This window comes from Rhizobium sp. BK098 (assembly GCF_014193155.1).
Taxonomy (GTDB): Bacteria; Pseudomonadota; Alphaproteobacteria; order Rhizobiales; family Rhizobiaceae; genus Rhizobium.
Genome location: NZ_JACHYY010000008.1, coordinates 243,622 through 261,417 on the forward strand (window position 1 = coordinate 243,622; position 17,796 = coordinate 261,417).

General features: G+C 60.4%; 20 protein-coding genes. 8 read left to right on the plus strand and 12 right to left on the minus strand.

The window, feature by feature from the left end:
• Window positions 1-23 precede the first annotated feature (23 nt).
• Window positions 24-965: a LysR substrate-binding domain-containing protein gene (locus tag FHT73_RS21210; RefSeq protein ID WP_112410017.1), complete on the plus strand. Its 942-nt coding sequence runs from the start codon at window positions 24-26 to the stop codon at window positions 963-965.
• On the opposite strand, the gene FHT73_RS21215 is transcribed toward FHT73_RS21210, so the two are convergent.
• The 6 genes from FHT73_RS21215 to FHT73_RS21240 form a co-directional block, all read right to left on the minus strand.
• Entirely contained in the window at window positions 944-1,996 is a 1,053-nt protein-coding gene (locus tag FHT73_RS21215) for an alpha/beta hydrolase (RefSeq protein ID WP_183714631.1), read from the minus strand. The genes FHT73_RS21210 and FHT73_RS21215 overlap by 22 nt on opposite strands.
• 99 nt (window positions 1,997-2,095) lie before the next feature.
• Window positions 2,096-2,725: a hypothetical protein gene (locus tag FHT73_RS21220; RefSeq protein WP_183714634.1), complete on the minus strand. Its 630-nt coding sequence runs from the start codon at window positions 2,723-2,725 to the stop codon at window positions 2,096-2,098.
• A gap of 90 nt (window positions 2,726-2,815) precedes the next feature.
• Window positions 2,816-2,941 carry a type B 50S ribosomal protein L36 gene (gene ykgO / locus FHT73_RS21225; RefSeq protein ID WP_003582204.1) on the minus strand — a complete coding sequence of 42 codons (126 nt, stop codon included), beginning with the start codon at window positions 2,939-2,941 and terminating at the stop codon, window positions 2,816-2,818.
• A 151-nt stretch (window positions 2,942-3,092) separates the two neighbouring features.
• Entirely contained in the window at window positions 3,093-4,151 is a 1,059-nt protein-coding gene (locus FHT73_RS21230) for a 5-(carboxyamino)imidazole ribonucleotide synthase (RefSeq protein ID WP_183714638.1), read from the minus strand.
• Entirely contained in the window at window positions 4,148-4,645 is a 498-nt protein-coding gene (gene purE / locus FHT73_RS21235; RefSeq protein ID WP_015341043.1) for a 5-(carboxyamino)imidazole ribonucleotide mutase, read from the minus strand. The genes FHT73_RS21230 and purE overlap by 4 nt, the downstream gene beginning before the upstream one ends.
• Before the next feature lie 16 nt (window positions 4,646-4,661).
• The gene (locus tag FHT73_RS21240) at window positions 4,662-4,865 is read right to left on the minus strand and encodes a DUF465 domain-containing protein (protein WP_015341042.1); all 204 of its coding nucleotides are present in this window, start codon (window positions 4,863-4,865) and stop codon (window positions 4,662-4,664) included.
• Window positions 4,866-5,095: 230 nt separating this feature from the next.
• Between FHT73_RS21240 and FHT73_RS21245 the strand changes: the two genes are divergently transcribed.
• Entirely contained in the window at window positions 5,096-5,269 is a 174-nt protein-coding gene (locus FHT73_RS21245; protein WP_015341041.1) for a DUF465 domain-containing protein, read from the plus strand.
• A 349-nt stretch (window positions 5,270-5,618) separates the two neighbouring features.
• Here the strand turns inward: FHT73_RS21245 and FHT73_RS21250 are convergent, their stop codons facing one another.
• Window positions 5,619-5,879, minus strand: coding sequence for a metalloregulator ArsR/SmtB family transcription factor (locus FHT73_RS21250; protein ID WP_015341040.1), 261 nt, complete (start codon window positions 5,877-5,879; stop codon window positions 5,619-5,621).
• Window positions 5,880-6,101: 222 nt separating this feature from the next.
• Between FHT73_RS21250 and FHT73_RS21255 the strand changes: the two genes are divergently transcribed.
• From FHT73_RS21255 to FHT73_RS21275, 5 genes are all read left to right on the plus strand, one after another.
• A complete protein-coding gene (locus tag FHT73_RS21255; RefSeq protein WP_112335297.1) occupies window positions 6,102-6,755 on the plus strand; it encodes a thiamine phosphate synthase in 654 nt (217 codons plus the stop codon).
• A gap of 9 nt (window positions 6,756-6,764) precedes the next feature.
• Window positions 6,765-7,985: a tetratricopeptide repeat protein gene (locus FHT73_RS21260; protein ID WP_112399748.1), complete on the plus strand. Its 1,221-nt coding sequence runs from the start codon at window positions 6,765-6,767 to the stop codon at window positions 7,983-7,985.
• Between the two features lie 191 nt (window positions 7,986-8,176).
• Window positions 8,177-8,977 carry an inositol monophosphatase family protein gene (locus FHT73_RS21265; RefSeq protein WP_015341037.1) on the plus strand — a complete coding sequence of 267 codons (801 nt, stop codon included), beginning with the start codon at window positions 8,177-8,179 and terminating at the stop codon, window positions 8,975-8,977.
• Window positions 8,978-9,111: 134 nt separating this feature from the next.
• The gene (locus FHT73_RS21270) at window positions 9,112-10,155 is read left to right on the plus strand and encodes a flagellar motor protein MotA (RefSeq protein ID WP_183714641.1); all 1,044 of its coding nucleotides are present in this window, start codon (window positions 9,112-9,114) and stop codon (window positions 10,153-10,155) included.
• Window positions 10,156-10,158: 3 nt separating this feature from the next.
• The gene (locus FHT73_RS21275) at window positions 10,159-11,190 is read left to right on the plus strand and encodes a peptidoglycan -binding protein (RefSeq protein WP_112335091.1); all 1,032 of its coding nucleotides are present in this window, start codon (window positions 10,159-10,161) and stop codon (window positions 11,188-11,190) included.
• Window positions 11,191-11,194: 4 nt separating this feature from the next.
• Here the strand turns inward: FHT73_RS21275 and FHT73_RS21280 are convergent, their stop codons facing one another.
• The 4 genes from FHT73_RS21280 to FHT73_RS21295 all read right to left on the minus strand — a co-directional run bounded on the left by FHT73_RS21280 (window position 11,195) and on the right by FHT73_RS21295 (window position 15,127).
• On the minus strand, window positions 11,195-12,442 hold the full coding sequence (locus FHT73_RS21280; RefSeq protein ID WP_183714644.1) for a DUF6596 domain-containing protein: 1,248 nt from the start codon (window positions 12,440-12,442) through the stop codon (window positions 11,195-11,197).
• Window positions 12,443-12,447: 5 nt separating this feature from the next.
• Complete coding sequence (locus tag FHT73_RS21285; RefSeq protein WP_112335089.1) at window positions 12,448-12,786, minus strand: YciI family protein; 339 nt, start codon at window positions 12,784-12,786, stop codon at window positions 12,448-12,450.
• A 248-nt stretch (window positions 12,787-13,034) separates the two neighbouring features.
• Window positions 13,035-13,223, minus strand: coding sequence for a YegP family protein (locus FHT73_RS21290; RefSeq protein ID WP_015341032.1), 189 nt, complete (start codon window positions 13,221-13,223; stop codon window positions 13,035-13,037).
• A 101-nt stretch (window positions 13,224-13,324) separates the two neighbouring features.
• A complete protein-coding gene (locus tag FHT73_RS21295) occupies window positions 13,325-15,127 on the minus strand; it encodes an ABC transporter transmembrane domain-containing protein (protein WP_183714647.1) in 1,803 nt (600 codons plus the stop codon).
• 192 nt (window positions 15,128-15,319) lie between these two features.
• Between FHT73_RS21295 and rpmE the strand changes: the two genes are divergently transcribed.
• Window positions 15,320-15,541 carry a 50S ribosomal protein L31 gene (gene rpmE, locus FHT73_RS21300; protein WP_015341030.1) on the plus strand — a complete coding sequence of 74 codons (222 nt, stop codon included), beginning with the start codon at window positions 15,320-15,322 and terminating at the stop codon, window positions 15,539-15,541.
• Window positions 15,542-15,615: 74 nt separating this feature from the next.
• Here rpmE and FHT73_RS21305 read toward each other — a convergent pair whose 3' ends face one another.
• Window positions 15,616-17,553, minus strand: coding sequence for a TetM/TetW/TetO/TetS family tetracycline resistance ribosomal protection protein (locus FHT73_RS21305; RefSeq protein ID WP_183714650.1), 1,938 nt, complete (start codon window positions 17,551-17,553; stop codon window positions 15,616-15,618).
• Between the last annotated feature and the right edge of the window lie 243 nt (window positions 17,554-17,796).

The following is a 17,796-nucleotide window of genomic DNA, read 5'->3' on the forward strand; positions in this document are numbered from 1 at the left end:
CCCAAAAATATGGATGATTATCGATGCGAAAGATCATCTTCGATCTCGATGTGCTGCGCAGCTTTGTCACCGGTATGGATCTCGGCAGCTATGCCAAGGCGGCAGACCGGCTCGGGCGTTCCACCTCGGCGATCAGTGCCCAGCTGAAAAAGTTGGAGGAGCAGGCGGGCACGCCGATCTTCCGCAAGGCGGGCCGGGGACTGGCGCTGACGGAGGCCGGCGAGACGATGCTTGGCTATGCACGGCGGCTGCTGGATCTGAACGACGAGGCGGCCACGGCGCTGCATGGGACCGAGCTTGAAGGCTGGGTGCGCCTGGGGCTGCAAGAGGATTTCGGCGAGACGCTGCTGCCGGACGTATTGGGCCGCTTCGCCCGTGCACATCCCAAGGTGCGTATCGAGGCGCGTGTCGTGCGCAACGCGGAACTTGTGGAGCGGGTGACGTCAGGCAAGCTCGATCTGGCGCTTGCCTGGAGCGATGGTTTCCGCACGGCTTATACGGACCGTATAGCTGAAGTCCCGCTCTGCTGGGTCGGCCCGGCCGGTGGCGACATGCAATGGCACGCCGATGGCGGCGAGGCCATGCCGCTCGCCTCGCTTGAGGCGCCTTGTTTGCTGCGCAACATCGCCACGAAGACGCTCGATCGCGCCGGCATCGGCTGGCGGATATCTTTCGTCAGCCCGAGCCTCGGCGGGCTTTGGGCAGCAACGGCGGCAGGTCTTGGCCTGACACTGCGCACGCCGCTCGGCCTGCCGCCAAAGGTACGGCAATTGACGCCGGGAGAGGTGGGCTTGCCGGCTTTGCCGACGCTCGATCTCGTGCTCCATCGTGCCGAGGCGGAAGGGAGCCCGGCAACGGAGCGCTTGGCATCGATCATGCTGCAGGCGGTGCGGCAGACCATCGAGGCGGTGCCGCAGAGCCGCATATTCGAGGATGTGTCTGGTCAGGATGTCGTCATGGCCTGAGAAGAGGGCTGTCGCGTGGAAACTTCGCTGCCGAGGTCGCTGATGCGGATTTCCGCCTGTGCGGCAAGCACTTGCAGATCGCGCGGCTGGCCTGCCAGCCGTTCCATGGCGGCGATTGCGACATCCGTCGTGACATAATCCGGCTTGTGGCCGAGATTGCGGATGGTGACGAGTTCGGCGCCCGCGATATCCCGGGCAAGTCCACGCGAATGCAATTCTTCGAGCACGATATCGTCACTGTCGCCGGTGATGATGACCGTGGGTGCCTTGATCTCGCTATAGCGCGGGGAATGGGCAGAGACATAGGCAAAGAGATTGACCACATCGATCGCATTGTTGCGGAAGGTCTGCGGCCGTAGCACCAGTTCCGGCGCCGTCTTGATTATATAATCCGCCGGCCGTTCGTTAGGGCGAAAGATGCTGAGCGTGCCATTTTCGACTCGGCGCAAGCCGATCGGAATGACGAAAAGCTGAGTGAAGAGCCAGCCGAAAACGGGCATGGCGGCAAGTGTATAATACCAGTCGACGCCACCAGGCCAGGGGTGAGTCGCCGGCGCGAGAAAGAGCAGCCCCTCCGTCTTTTCGGGGTGCCGCATGCCGAAGGCGGCTGCGATCGCACCACCGAAGGAGTGACCGACGATGATGGCACTCTTGATGCCGCGCTTGTCCATCAGCTTCGCGATCGCATCGGCTTGGCCCGAGGGCACCGCGTTTTCGGCCGGCCCGCGTTCGGAATAGCCGTGACCGGGGCGGTCGACGAACAGCATTTCGGCGCGGCCAGATAAAGGTGCCGCAAAGGCCTCGAACTGGTCGCGCAGATTGCCGCTGGCCCCATGGATAAAGACCAGAGCCGGCAGATCAGCCGTTGACGGGCGCGGCAAATGGACCGCGTTGAGGCGGTAGCCGCCAATATCGGTAAGTTCGCCAATATTGGGATAGGCCTGCTCGATGGCGCGGGTCTTGTACGCGGAAAAGCCCGCGGCGGCGATAAGAAGCAAGACAATGGCGACGATGAACAGAGAATCGATCATTGCGGCACGGATCAAATATCTTGAGACGCTAATCTAGGGCGATATGGCGGCTTTTCATCCCTCCAAATGCGATTTTCGCCGGGAGACCTCGGCGGAAAATCAGGTGCGGCTGCCGGCAATCTTTTCCGAGAGCTTGTCCGCTTCCTCCTGGGCCGATCGATTCGCAGGATAGACTTCGAGAAAGCGCTGCCAGGCCTTAAGGGCGAGAGCATCGTTGCCGCGTTCGGTCAGCATCGCCGCCATGCCGGCCAGCGCTCCGAAATGGCGCGGCTCGATGCGCAGCACCTGATTGATGTCTTCCATCGACTTGCGATAGTCGCCGATCGCGAAATTGAGCGTGGCGCGGCGGTTCCAGCCTTCGACATAGTCGGGCTTCAGCGAGATCACCTGATCGAGATAATCCATCGCGGCGGCATTGCGCTTGTCCTGAATGGCCTTGTCGGCCCATTGCATCAGGAGATTGATAGTGGCGCTGCCGGAATCGGCGAACTGGGCATTGATCTGGTCCGCAATCAAGCTTGCCTGGTCGGGATCGCGCTGTCGCTTCAGCGTCGTGAACAGATTGTCGAGCTGCTGCTTGGACGACAGGGTGCCGGAGGAATTGCCCTGATTCTGCTTTTCCACAGGGTTTGGTTCATCAGCCGGCGCCGCATGGGATGCAGAGGCAGTCAGAGCAAACAGAATCGGCAGGGCTAGATATGACAAAGCAAAAACACGCATGGCGGGCATAGTAGCCCGCCAATGTCGAAGATCAAAACAAATTTGATGCGATCAACCAAAACTGAGGCTCGATCCATGGGACCGGAGCCGCGCGCTGTATCAGCCCTGACGAGCCTTGTAGCGTGGGTTCAGCTTGTTGATGATGTAGATACGGCCCTTGCGGCGGACGAGACGGTTGTCACGGTGGCGCGCCTTGAGCGACTTGAGCGAATTCTTGATCTTCATTTTTCTGATCCGCGATCTCTGAGGGGGAATGTCACATTCGCCCGGGTCTTTAACAATCAAAAGCGCGCTCAGGGCGCGCTCTTTAGGGTGGGGAGCAAATACCCTGTCGGCCGTGCGCTGTCAACCATGTCAGGGCTTTTTCCCGCTGATCTCAGCGCAGAAGCTGTGTAACGTGCCCCATCTTGCGGCCCGGCCGGGCTTCGGTCTTGCCATAGAGATGCACTAGCGTGTCGTCAAGGCGCAGCCATTCCGGCAGTGCCAGGATGTCGTCGCCGATCAGATTCGTCATGACGCAGTCCGAGTGGCGCTGAGGATTTCCGAGCGGCAGGCCGGCGACGGCGCGGATATGCTGCTCGAATTGCGAGATGACGCAGGCGGCCTCCGTCCAATGGCCGGAATTGTGGACGCGCGGCGCCATTTCATTGGCGATCAGACTGCCATCGGCAAGCACGAAGAATTCGATGCCGATGACGCCGACATAGCCGAGCGCCGTCAATATCTTCTCCGCAGCATCGCGAGCGGCGTTCGCCGTCTCTTGCGAAATGCTCGCCGGCAGCGTGGAGGTGTGGAGAATGCCGTTGCGATGGACGTTCTCTGCCGGATCGTAGCAGGCGACTTTTCCGTCGCTGCCGCGGGCGGCGATGATGGAAACCTCGCGCTCGAAGGATACGAAGCTCTCCAGAATCAACGGAACGCTGCCCAAGGCCGCGTAGCCGCCTTCGGGGCTGTCAGCGGCGGAGCGATAGACGCGCTGGCCTTTGCCGTCATAGCCGAGGCGGCGCGTCTTCAGCACGCCCTGACCGCCGAAATCCGCTAGCGCCTTTTCGAGGTCGTCCTGGCTGTCGACGGCATGGAAGCGGGCCGTCGGAATGCCGCAGCCGTTGATGAAGCTCTTTTCGGTCAGCCGGTCCTGCGCCATTTTAAGCGCCTTGGGCGGCGGATAGACCGTTACCTGCAAGGCAAGATCCTCGGCGGCGGTTACGGGCACGTTTTCGAACTCATAGGTCACGACATCGCAGCGCTTCGCCAGCTCGGCAAGGGCGGCCGCATCGTCATAGGCGGCTGTGATCTGTTCGTTGGCAACATGGGCCGCCGGACAATCGGCCTGAGGCTCGAGGATGACGGTGCGAAAATTCAGGCGCGCAGCCGCCATGGCCAGCATGCGGCCGAGCTGGCCGCCGCCGATGATACCAATCGTCTTCGCGTTCATAGGTCGTCCATCGGATATTCGGCAACGGCGGCACTCTGGCGCGCGCGCCATTCGTCGAGCCGGTCGGCAATCTCTTCGTCGCCGAGCGCCAGGACGGCGGCAGCAAGAAGGGCGGCATTGACCGCGCCGGCCTTACCGATCGCGAGCGTGCCGACGGGAATGCCGGCCGGCATCTGCACGATCGAAAGAAGGCTGTCCTGACCGGAGAGCGCGCGTGACTGAACCGGCACGCCGAAGACCGGAAGAGGCGTCATAGAAGCCGCCATGCCCGGCAGATGCGCTGCGCCGCCGGCGCCCGCGATAATGACCTTGAAACCCTCGTCCCTCGCGCCCTTGGCGAAGCTCACCAGCCTGTCCGGCGTACGATGCGCGGAAATGATGCGCGCATCATAGGTAATCTCAAGCGCTTCCAGGGTGTCCGCAGCATTCTTCATGGTCTCCCAGTCAGACTGGCTTCCCATGATGATGGCGACAGGCGGTCTTTCGGTCAGCATCGTTGCGTTGTGCTCCTCAGGCGATGATGTCGGGGATGATCTGGTCTTCCAGCTTGGTCAGCTTGTCCTTGATGACGAGCTTCTTCTTTTTCATGCGCTGGATACGAAGGGCATCGCAGCCCGTCTCGATCATGGCATTGATTGCGGCATCATAATCCTCGTGTTCCTGGCGCAGCCGCGCCACGATCAGCCTGATTTCCGCCTGTTCCTGATCGGCCATGTTCATTTCCCCAGCATATCGCGGAATCGCATTCGTTCCGCCTCCTGAATTCCGCAAGCTCCTATCACCAAATGACGATAACGGGAAGTTATCCTTCTTCACGAATTTGCCGCCTATAGGCCACGTTTTCGCCTTCGACAAAGGCTCGATCTTATGGCACAGTAAGAAGGTTGACACCTAGAGCCTTGGCGAATGGATGGTCAGGGCTCTTCAGAGGAAGGAAGGGTCATATGACTGTTCAAGCACATCTTGAATCGCTCGAAAAGAAACATGTCGCGCTCGAGGAGGCGCTGCATGCGGCAATCTCATCTCCCTCTAGCAATGATACGGAAATAGCCGACATCAAACGCAGGAAACTGCGCGTCAAGGACGAAATCCAGCGTCTGCGTTCCTCCGTTCACTGAGGCAACGTTCCAAAGTTCAAAAAAGCCATCGATCTTGGGGCAAAAGAGGCAGATCGAAAGGTCTTGAGGCAAATTCCCAGTCAGGATCGATGAGCATTTCCGTCAAAAACGGATGCGCCAGCTTCGTAGTGTCGAAGGTAGGGGTTGGCGCAATTTCCCCATCTTATGCAACAAATGCCGTCGTTGGCGACTCTCGGCTCGTTGTGGTCGCGGCACTCGCTCATCCGGAGGTCATGTCGTTTCGATCGCGGACTTAACTGGAAGAGCCGCTTTTCACGTCTTCATGGCTGACGCTATCAGCTACCAAATTCCGCAAATTTCCAAGTATAATGAAAGCGGAAAAGCCGTTTCAGGACCAGAATTGATCCAGCCATAGATTCAACTTGTCGAAGCCGCGGCTGTTGACCGCATAAATGCGCTTCGTGCCTTCATTGGTGACGGAAACGAGGTTGCTGTCGAGCAAAGCCTTGAGATGCTGCGAAACGGCTGGGCGGCTGATCGGCAGGCCCTGCGCCAGTTCGTTGACCGTCTTGGGTGCGCGGCGCAATTCCTCCAGCAGATGACGCCGGTTCGGGTCCGCGATGGCTGCGAAAGGATCCATGGTCGACATGGCGGAAAGCTACGTCAAACGCCCAAGGGCGGCAAGTTAATTGTGCGCTGCATGATATATTGTGCGAATGGCCGCTCGCGGAGGTGGCGTGCCCGATGTCCTTCATCGCGAACTGCCCGTTTCGGCCGCTGCCCCTTGTCAGAGAGAGCTAACGGATTTACTCACGATTATCGAACCGGTGCGCCATCGCTGACGATGGAGGCCGAAACCATGGAAGCTCGCATGACCGTGCCCGAAGATCGTTGCCGCCTCGTACTCATCGTTCCCGACATTGCCGATATCGAGCAGCGGGCGACGGCAGTGGCCGATGCCCTGAGGGGTGGGGACGTCGCTTCGGTGATCATTCCTCAATATGGTCTTGATGACGGTACCTTCCAGAAACATGCGGAAAAGCTCGTGCCGGTCATTCAGGCCGCGGGTGCGGCAGCGCTCGTCGCCGGTGACAGCCGCGTGGCAGGGCGTGCCAAGGCCGACGGGCTGCACATTGCCGGCAATATTACCGAGCTTACGGAAGCCGTCGAAAAATTCGTGCCGAAGCTGATCGTCGGTGGCGGCAGCGCGGCCGATAGGCACAGCGCACTGGAGGTCGGCGAACTCAGGCCGGACTATATCTTCTTCGGCAAGCTCGATGGCGACATCAAGCCCGAGGCGCATCCGAAAAATCTGGCGCTCGGCGAATGGTGGGCTTCGATGATCGAAATTCCCTGTATCGTCATGGGCGGCACCGATCCGAAGTCAGCGCTGGAGGTGGCGCTCACCGGCGCCGAGTTCGTGGCGCTGCACAAGGCGGTCTTTGCCGATCCCGCCGCCGCCCCGTCCATCGTTGCGGAAGTGAATGCGCTTCTGGACGAAAAAGCGCCACGGTTTGAGGATTGATAGCGATTCATGTCGTCAGCGCCTCGATTCCGCCATCGATCCTTCCTTGCCGTGCTGGCAGCCGGGCTTGCAGCATTCCCGTTGCTGGCCGCGGCGCAATCCGGCAATGACAGTACGTCCCTGCCGGGTGTTTCGCAGCCGGCGGAGAAGGGCGCGCGACCGGAAGACAATGCGCAATCCGATGACGACACAACCGTGCCGGATGCACCGCAGCACAACGATAATGTCATGACCCGGCCCCTGGGCGCCGATGCCGGCACTTTCAAGACTGAAAAGATTCAGCCGGGCGCAGAGCCGAAAGCCGATAGCGACATCAAGCCATCCCAGGGCGTTGGCGTTTTCGAGCGCATGGGGGCAAATTTGCCGGACCTGCCGCCGGAAAAGCCTTTCACCGGCAAGGTGGATGATGCCTATGGTGCCTTCCAACGCGGCTATTACCTGACAGCTTTTCAGAAAGCATTGCCGCGGGCGCAGCTCGGCGATCCGGCCGCACAGACCTTGATCGCGGAGCTGATGGCACAGGGCCTGGGCGTCAAGCGCGATACGAAGGACGCCGCCTTCTGGTACAGCAAGGCGGCCGAGGGCGGTGATCCCACGGCGATGTTCAAATACGCGCTGATCCTGATGGAGGGCCGCGAAGTGCCCCGCGATCAGAAGAAGGCCGATGAATGGATGAAGAAGGCGGCCGATGCGGGTCAGCCTTCGGCGGAATTCAATGTCGCCCAGATGCTGACGGCCGAAAATCCAGGCCCGAAGGGTCTGCAGATGGCGCTTCCCTATTATGAAAAGTCTGCGCAGCAGGGCATTGCCGACGCGCAGTATGCCGTTTCGCAGCTCTATCTGAACCTTCCCGATCTGCCGCCGGAAAAGAAGGCGCGCGCACGCGAGTGGCTGTCGCGTGCCGCCAATGCCGGCTTCGATACTGCACAGCTCGACATGGGCATCTGGCTGATCAACGGCACCGGCGGCGCGCAGGACCTCGAAAACGGCTTTAACTGGATGCGGGTCGCAGCCTATCGCGGCAACGTCGTCGCGCAAAACAAGCTGGCGCATCTTTATATCAACGCCATCGGCACGAAGCAGGATCCGGTGGCTGCCGCCACCTGGTATGTCATTTCGCGTCGTGCCGGCCTGAAAGACCCCGAGCTTGAGGATTTCTATCAAGGGATCGAGGACTACCAGCAGAAGGCGGCCATCGACGCAGCCAACAAGTATCGGCGCGCGCGATAATAAAGGTGTCGGATTGAGCCTTGGCGGAGCTGATCTGAGGTCAGTTTGCGTCTGCCACAGCCTCACCACTTGAAATTCCCGCGATTTTATGGTCTTGAGGCCGCCAATCTTTATTTCCGCTGACGCTCCTGCTCCGTCGGTGCCTGCTTTCGGGCCCGGTCAGCGCTTTCTGCATTATCCAAGGAACCCCGATGGCCCGTTCTGCTCTTCTCAATGTCATGGTTCAGGCTGCCCTCAAGGCAGGCAAGTCGCTCAGCCGCGATTTCGGCGAAGTGCAGAACCTGCAGGTGTCGGTGAAGGGACCGGGCGATTTCGTCAGCCAGGCGGACCTGAAGGCGCAGAAGATCATCCGCGACGAGCTGTTGAAGGCCCGCCCGACCTACGGTTTCCTCGGCGAGGAAGGCGAAGAGGTCAAGGGCACGGATGGCGCCCATCGCTGGATCGTCGATCCGCTCGACGGCACCACCAATTTCCTGCACGGCATTCCGCTGTTTGCGGTCTCGATCGCGCTTGAGCGCAACGACGAGATCGTTGCCGGCGTCATCTTCAATCCGGCCACCGACGAACTCTATACGACCGAGCGCGGTGGTGGCGCATTCCTCAATGACCGCCGCCTGCGCGTGGCTTCGCGCCGCGTACTGTCGGACAGCGTCATCGGCTGCGGCGTTCCGCATCTTGGCCGCGGCAATCACGGCAAGTTCCTCGTCGAGCTGCGCCATGTCATGGGCGAGGTCGCCGGTGTCCGCCGTCTCGGTTCCGCATCGCTCGATCTTGCCTATGTGGCAGCGGGTCGCTTCGACGGCTTCTGGGAAACCGGCCTGTCTTCCTGGGATATCGCAGCCGGCATTCTGCTGATCCGCGAAGCCGGCGGCTTCGTATCGGATTTCCATGGCGGTACCGAGATGTTCGCAACGAAATCGATCATTTGCGGCAACGAGCACATCCAGAAGGCGCTTGCCGAAGTTGTCAAGCGGCCGGTCCCGACGAAATAAGCCATTCCCCCATTCGCCTTTTCGAGGGATAAAACGGTCTGTTGCCAACGGGCTGTTTTGTGCTTTCCGTCTCTTCAATTCGGCACAATGTTGCTCTAGTCTCGCCTGCGGAAAATGCGGTGGCGGAGCGTGCAATGGAAAATGTGAAATTGGCGGATCTGGGATCGACCGACAATGTGTCGGGCAGCTACACCTATAAGCTCTCGAGCCCGATGGCCTTTTTCTGGACGATGGTGCTTTTCCTCGTCATCGTCGGCTTTATCGTGGCTATCCTTTTCCGTCAGGCCCAGGTCGCGTTTCTGCACAATCCCGGCCTCAACGGCCTGATCGTCGGTGTGCTGGTCGTCGGCATTCTGCTGGTATTCAACCATGTGCTGATGCTGAGACCTGAGGTTCGCTGGTTCAATCACTTCCGCGCAGTCGGCAATGCGGACAAGGTCGGTCGTAACCCGCGGCTGCTGGCGCCGATGCGGGCGCTGCTCGGCAATCGCCGTGCGATGCAGCTTTCCACGGCGACGCTGCGCTCGATCCTCGACTCGATCGCCACACGCCTCGACGAATCGCGGGACACCTCACGCTATCTTATCGGCCTCCTCGTCTTTCTCGGCCTGCTCGGCACATTCTGGGGTCTGATCGGTACGATCGGCTCGATCAATGACGTCATCCAGGGCCTCGACGCGGGCACCGGCGACTCAGGTGACATTCTGAGCGCCTTGAAATCGGGTCTTTCCGGCCCGCTTGTGGGTATGGGCACGGCCTTCTCCTCCTCTCTGCTCGGCCTTTCCGGCTCACTAATCCTCGGCTTCCTCGATCTCCAGGCCGGCCGTGCTCAGAACCGTTTCTACACCGAGCTCGAGAACTGGCTTTCCTCGGTCACGGATGTCGGTTCCGATATCACGCCGGTCATCGAAAATGCCGCCGGCGCCTCCTCGGAGGATGTACGTGCGCTTTCCGACTATCTGCGCAAGATCGCCGAGGAGGGCGGTGGTCAACGCTCGGTGACCGCGATGGCGAACCTCGCCGAAGGCATTCAGGGCCTGGTCAAGAACATGCGTAACGAACAGCAGATGCTGCGCGACTGGATCGAGGCCCAGCAGGAAGAGGCGAAATCGATGCGCCGCACGCTCGACCGCCTCGCCGACCGGATCAGCCATACCGAGAAGACCGGGAGCAAGTAAGCCATGGCGCTCGCCCGCAACCGACGCCACCAGAGAAGCGTCGACTATTGGCCCGGTTTCGTCGATGCGCTGTCCACGCTGCTCATGGCGATCATGTTCCTGCTGACGGTATTCGTCGTTGGCCAATTCATCCTCAGCCGCGAAATTTCCGGGCGCGACGAAGTGCTCAATCGCCTCAACAGCCGCATCAACGATCTGGTGCAGCAGCTGGCACTGGAAAAAAGCGGCAAACAGGATCTGGAGGATGCTGTCGCCAATCTTCAGGCATCGCTATCCTCGGCGGAGACTGAGCGCTCGCGGCTGCAAGACCTTCTCGCAGCAGGCTCCGGCAGCAGCCAGGCTGCGGAAAAGCGGGCTGGATCGCTTTCGCAGGAGCTTGACGATCAGAAGCAGGTGAGCGCACGGGCGATGAGCCAGGTCGATCTCCTCAATCAGCAGATTGCCGCCCTGCGCAACCAGATCGCCGCTATCGAAGCTGCCCTTCAGGCATCAGAAGCCAAAGATCAGTCATCGCAGGTGAAGATTGCCGATCTCGGCCGGCGGCTGAACGTGGCGCTGGCACAGCGCGTACAGGAACTGAACCGCTATCGTTCCGACTTCTTCGGCCGCTTGCGCGAAATCCTTTCGGATCGGGATAATATCCGCATCGTCGGTGACCGCTTCGTGTTCCAGTCCGAGGTGCTTTTCCCGTCCGGCGCTGCTGATCTCAATCCGGCGGGCCAGGCGGAGATGACCAAGCTTGCCACAGCTCTCATCGATCTTTCCAAGGAAATTCCGCCCGAGATCAACTGGGTGCTGCGCGTCGACGGGCATACGGACAATGTGCCGCTTTCGGGCAATGGCCGCTATCCGGACAACTGGGCGCTGTCATCGGCGCGCGCTATCGCAGTCGTCAAGTTTCTGATCTCGCAGGGTGTGCCCGCCGACAGGCTCGTCGCTGCCGGCTTCGGCGAATTCCAGCCGATCGCACCGGGCGATACGCCGGATGCTCGCGCCACCAACCGCCGCATCGAGCTGAAACTGACGGAGAAGTAATCGATCATTGCTCCGGCGATGCGATGCCATCGAGGCGTGCCTGCAGGAATTGCCGCACGGCTTCGCTGTCACTGAGGCCGATCGCGATCCGATAGGCATTGGAGGCGCTTTCCGTATCTCCGGCTTCTGCCAGGAGATGGGCGCGCACGGCCCAATAGGGCTGATAGTTGACGATTTCGCGCTCGGCTATCCGGTCAAGGAGAGCCAATCCCGCAGCAGGACCTTCCACTTTGCCCGTCACCGCGGCATAGCTGACGCGGGCGCCGACGGTCGGTTTCATCATAACGAGCGCCTGATAAAGCTTGGCCAGAGCTGCCCAGTCAGTGATGCCCGAGCGTCGCCGGTCGGCATGCACGGACTGGATCGCAGCCTGACACTGGAACGGGCCGAAGCGCCCGAATGCACCCGCCTTTCGTAATAGATTGTCGGCTTCCGCGATCATTTCGACGTCCCAAAGGGTCATGTCCTGCTGGTCGAGAGGGACATATCGTCCATTCGCGTCGCGCCGCGCTTCACGACGGGATTGGCTGTAGAGCATCAGCGACAACAAGCCTGCCGCCTCCGGTTCCTCGGGCAGGGTCGCAAGCAGCGTGCGGCCGAGCCAGATGGCTTCATCCGCTAAAGATCTTTGCTTGCCGATCTCTCCGTCGACACCGTCCCAGCCGAGGCCATAGGCTGCATATATCGCCGAGAGCACGCTTTCCAATCGGTCCGGCAGTGCGGACCGCTCCGGAACGATGAAGGGAATATGTGCGTCGCGGATCTTGATTTTTGCCCGTACCAGCCGCTGGCTCATGGCTTGCGGCGAAACGAGGAAGGCCTTGGCTATGGTTGCGGCATCGACGGCGAGCACGGATTGCAGCATCAGCGGGGTGTGAGCCGAGCGATCCAGAGCCGGATGGGCGCAGACGAAAAGGAGCTTCAGGCGCTCATCCGGAAAGGTGGAATTGTCGGCATTCATGCGTTCCTCCGCTTCTTCGAAGGCCATCATGATCCTGTCGCGCGCTCCAGCCCTGACGTTCTCGTGCCTGACGCGGCGAAGGAGGTTACGCTTGGCTGCAACCAGCAGCCAGGCTTCCGGATTGTCGGGGATGCCACGTTCCGGCCAAGTACTCAACGCTGCCGCGATCGCATCCGACAAAGCATCCTCGGCCGCCGGCACGTCGCGGAAGCGCGCGGCGAGAAAGGCGATCAGCTTGCCGTAGGATTGACGCGCCGTTTGCTCGGCGGCGCGTCCGGCATCCAACTCCATGATGGCTACATCTGCAATCGCGGCCGTATCTCGACTGAACCTTGCTGGGAGATCGGGACGCGCAGCGCCCATTCCAGCGCGGCATCGAGATCCGGCACATCGATCAGGTAGAAGCCACCAAGCTGCTCCTTACCTTCAGGGAAGGGACCGTCCTTTACTTCATGGTCCTCGCCCTGGCGACGGACAACCGTTGCCGTCTCCGGCGCCGTCAATCCCGCGCCTCCCGTCATGATGCCGGCCTGGACAAGCGCCTGGGTGTAGGCGATCCAGCCGTTCTTATAGGTCGGATCGGCGCGACGCCCAAAATCCTCGGCTGATTCACGGATGATCAAAGCATATTGCATGAGATGGGTCTCCCATTTGCAGTTTTGACGATGGCCGTACGGCGTACCCCGAAAGCTGAATGCCGGAATATACAACACCGCTGGCAAAACGGCTTCCTGCCGCTTCGACATAATGAGTCGCGGGCCCAAGTGAATTCGACACTCGCGAAAAGATTTCTTGAAATTCGCCGCAGAAAAATCAAAACGACCGGCATGCCCAAAGGGCAGCCGGCCGTTAATGGCTTTGCAGCAAGTGCGTGACGCGAAAATTATGCGGTGGCGGTGGTCTGGTCGTCGATGACGGCGCCGCCAACGTGAGCCTTGATCGATTCGATAGCATGCAGGGCCGAGGCCTTCGCCTTATAGCCTTCCGAACCGAACATGGTTTCGCCGTTCGAGGCCTTGAAGCGGAAGCGAAACTCGCCGGCCTTGTCCTTGTAGACTTCAAATTTATACATGGTGCACGTCTCCTAGAATCGCGTCAGCGCGGGATAACGCTGAAAATCTAGCTCAACTTTGAAACTATTTCCACAAGGTTGTATTTGAGACGACTTGCCCGCTATTTCGCGACGAGCATGTGGTCCTCGATGCCGGCATCGAATTGCAGGCGCGCGAGCTTGGCGTAGATGCCGCCGTGACGGATCAGGCTCTGGTGCGTACCTTCCTCGACGATGCGGCCCTGATCCAGCACCAGAATGCGGTCGGCCTTGAGCACAGTCGCCAGGCGATGGGCGATGACGAGGGTCGTGCGCGCCTCCATCAAGCCCTCCAGCGCCTTCTGAACAAGGGTCTCGCTTTCGGCATCGAGCGCAGAGGTCGCTTCATCGAGCAGCAGGATAGGTGCGTTCTTCAAGATGGCGCGGGCGATGGCGACACGTTGGCGCTGGCCGCCGGAAAGGGTGACGCCGCGCTCGCCGACCTGCGTATCATAGCCCATTTCGAGGCGCGAAATGAATTCGTCCGCCTGCGCGGCAATCGCGGCGGCGCGCACTTCGTCGCGCGACGCGCCCGGGCGGCCGAAGGCGATATTGTCATGAATGGAGGCGGCGAAGATCGTCGTATCCTGAGGGACGATGGCGATGCGTTCGCGCAGCGCATCCGGCAGCACGTCGCGTGCATCGACACCATCCAGGGCAACCCGGCCCTTCTGCGGATCGTAGAAGCGCAGCAGCAGCGAAAAGATGGTGCTCTTGCCGGCACCCGATGCGCCGACGATCGCGACCGTCTCCCCCGGCTTCACGGAGAAGGAGAGCCCATGCAGTGCCGATCTGTTCGGTCGTGACGGGTAAGAGAAATGGACGTCAGAAAATTCCACTCGGCCCTGCGGCGGCTGTGGCAAGGGCAGGGGATTGGCCGGGGCGGCAATGGGTGAGACTTCTGCAAGGAGCTCGCCCAGGCGATCGGCAGCACCTGCGGCCTGGGAGAGCTCGCCCCAGACTTCCGACAGCGAGCCGAGCGAGGAGCCGGCGATGACGGAATAGAGCAGGAACTGGCCGAGCGTGCCGGCCGACATCGTGCCGGCGAGAACATTCTGCGCACCGACCCAGAGAACCGCGACGATGCTGCCGAAAACCATGGCGATGGCGAAGCCCGTCAGCAGCGAACGGGATTTGATCGCCGCGCGCGCCGCCTGATAGGCATCCTCGACGGCGCTGCCATAGCGCTGAGCGGCGGCGTTCTCGCCATTATAGGCCTGGATGGTGCGGTTGGCCGCGATGGTCTCGTTGGCGTAGGCCGATGCCTGCGCCAGCGTCTCCTGCGCGGCCCGCGAGCGCTTGCGTACGGAACGGCCGAAACTGACCAGCGGCAGGACGATGATCGGGATCGCGATCAGGACGATGCTGGAGAGTTTCGGGCTGGTGACGATCATCATGATCACGGCGCCAAGACAGAGGATCAGGTTGCGCAGCGCGACCGAGGCCGTGGCGCCGACTGCGGACTTGATCTGCGTGGTATCGGCCGTCAGCCGCGAGACGATCTCGCCCGATTGATTGACATCGAAGAAGGAGGGCGACAGCCGCGTGACGTGGTCGAAGACTTCGCGGCGCATGTCGGAGACGATGCGCTCGCCGATGGAGATGACGAAATAATAGCGCAGCGCGCTCGCAGCCGCGAGCAGCAGCGCCATGATCATGATCGCTACGAAATAACTGTCGATCAGAGCGCGGTCGGCTTGATCGAAGCCGTGATCGATCATGCGGCGGACGGCGACTGGCAAAGCAAGCGAGGTAACGGCAGCGATGACGAGCGATATGATTGCCCCGGCCACCATGCCTCGATATCGCCTGAGGTATGGCGTCAGTCGTCCGAGAGGACGGATTGAACGGGTTTTCTTTTCCTCAGCCTGGCCAGTTTCTGACAAGTCGTCTCCAATCCCCATATCAGCAAGGGACTCGGCGTTTCGCCCCTTGTTATCGCCGCTGCCTTCATGTATAGGCACGCCATCTTAATTGGAAGCCGTGGCCTTTAACGGACTGCGGCTTCATTTATTCAATCGGTTCGGTTGCCGCAATGCCTTGCGACAAATGGACCCTGGCATGACAGGAAGATTGTTATGAAGGCCAACATTCATCCCGACTATCACACCATCAAGGTAGTCATGACCGACGGTACCGAATATGAAACCCGCTCGACCTGGGGTTCTGAAGGCGCTGTCATGAACCTCGAAATCGATTCCAAGTCCCATCCGGCTTGGACCGGCGGCAACCAGCAGCTGATGGACCGCGCCGGCCGTGTTTCGAAGTTCAACAAGCGCTTCGGCGGTCTCGGCATCTAATCGCATTGCGATTTACCGCTTGAAAAGAGCCCGGTTTTGCCGGGCTTTTTTGCGTTGATACGGAGCCTCGTTCCTCATCGCACGCGCCGCAGGTAATCGGCACGGTCGAACGGATTTACGGCTGCGCGCTCCCGTACACGGTGCGGACCTGATAGTGGTGCATAGTGATCGAAGGCGTGCTCCAGGACGCCGGCTCCGCCCGATAATCCCGGCAATTGTCTTTGGAGCGTCTGGATCATCGATGATGCCACCGTGCCTTCCAGCCGGGCCAGTCCCTCGTCGATCAGCGATTTTCTCATCGATGCGCCGGATTTTGCGAGCAGGCTGTGCACACCAGCCAAAGCCGTTGCCGGTATCTCGACGTGAAAATGCTCGATGGGTTCGCAGAGGATCGTTTGTGCCGATGAAAGCGCTGATGCAAGCACCAATGGCGTCAGTTTGCGGAAATCCACCGCTGTGCTCGCCGGCGAGGTCTGTCGAGCCGCCGTCATGGCGACATGGCAGTCGATGATCTGCCAGCCGAAAAGACCTTCCTTGAGTGTTTCGAACGTGGCTTCCTCGACTGCCCGGTAGAAGCTTGCGGGCATCTGGCCGACATCTACTTCCAGGGCAAAGTTGTTGCCGGCGCCTTCCGGTCGCGGCTCGACGCGCAAGCCGACTGTTGCGAGAAACGGATTGGGCTCCTTGAATATGTGCTCAACCGCGCTTCCCGTTCCAGCCAGCCTTTCGACATAGATGACGGTGCTTTCCTCGAAAGCTATATCCAAGCCGAATTCCGTGGAGAGCGTTGCCTGGATGACCTCCTTCTGCACTTCGCCATAGAGTGAGACGTATATCTCGCCGGTTTCCTCGTTGGAGCGCAGGTTGATGAGCGGATCCTGTTCTGCAAGTTGCGCCAGAGCTAGCCAGAGTGCTGCATTTTCCGAAGGGCGCATCGGGCGGATGCGGGTTTCCAAAGTGGGCGGCGCAAAGTGGCGAAGCGTGCCTGGCCGGCTTTCGATGCCGATCCAATCGCCGATACGGGCGTTCGGAAGACCGCCGACCTTGGCGATCTGTCCGGCGCTGATCTGCGCGACCTTTTCCGCCTTGCCATCCCGGAAGAGCTGGAGGCTGCTGATCTTTGCCGGGCCGTTCGTGGTTTCGATATCGTCGCGAAGGCCGATCGTGCCAGACGCCAGATAGAGATAGGCGAGCTTCTCGCCACCCCATCCGCGTTCGATCTTGAAGATCGTCCCGGAAACCGGACCGTCATGGTTCGGCTCACGGCTGGGCAGCAAAGCCTGGACCGCCGAAATCAGGGTAGGGATGCCGAGGCCCCGTGTCGCCGCGCCGGCGAACGCCGGATGAATCAGAGACTTCCTCACCTGATCGACAAGGGCTTGCTCCAGCCTCTGCCGTGTCAGGCGCTCGGGAGCTAGAACATAATCTTCCAGGAAGAGCTCGTCGTTGACTGAAAGGGCTTCGCAGACGCGCGAGAAATGCGGATCTCTTCCGAGATCGGCGGTTTCCACCGTGGCGAGCCTGCTGCCGGCATCATGGACGATCGACATCGCAATGGGGCGAACCGCCAGCTGGCTCGCAATATCCTCAAGCACCTCATCATAGCGCGCGCCCAGGCGGTCGACCTTGTTGATGAGGAAGATGAAAGGGATGCTGAGGCGGCGCAATGCCCTGACGAGCACGCGGGTCTGCGATTGCACGCCCTCGACTGCCGAAACGACGACCACGGCCGCATCGAGCAGCTGCAGCACCCGTTCGATCTCGGCAATGAAGTCCGGATGTCCCGGCGTATCGATGAGGTTCACCGTGACGTCACCGACGGTAAACGAGACCACCGCGGCGGCAATGGTGATGCCGCGCTGTCTTTCGAGTTCGAGGCTATCTGTCTGCGTACTACCGGCGTCGACGCTGCCGAGCTTGTCGATTATGCCGGTATCAAAAAGGAGTCGCTCCGTGAGGCTAGTCTTGCCCGCGTCTACATGGGCGAGGATGCCCAGATTCAATGTGCGCATGGTTCATCATCTTCTCAGAATTTCGGATTTGATTTTCGTGAGAAGTGAGTCGGCGCATTGGGTCCTCCACGCACATTCGATATCGGCTCGCCCACCCCTTGAGAGAGGCAGGCACTCTCTTTTTACAGAGGTTTCGCTGAGATCGTCAAGCTTTGCCCGCTTGCTACTTGCGGTTTAACTCCCCGCGCACGGCTTTTCGAAGAGATGAATGACTGCTCAAAACAAAACCGGCCGCGCAGTGCG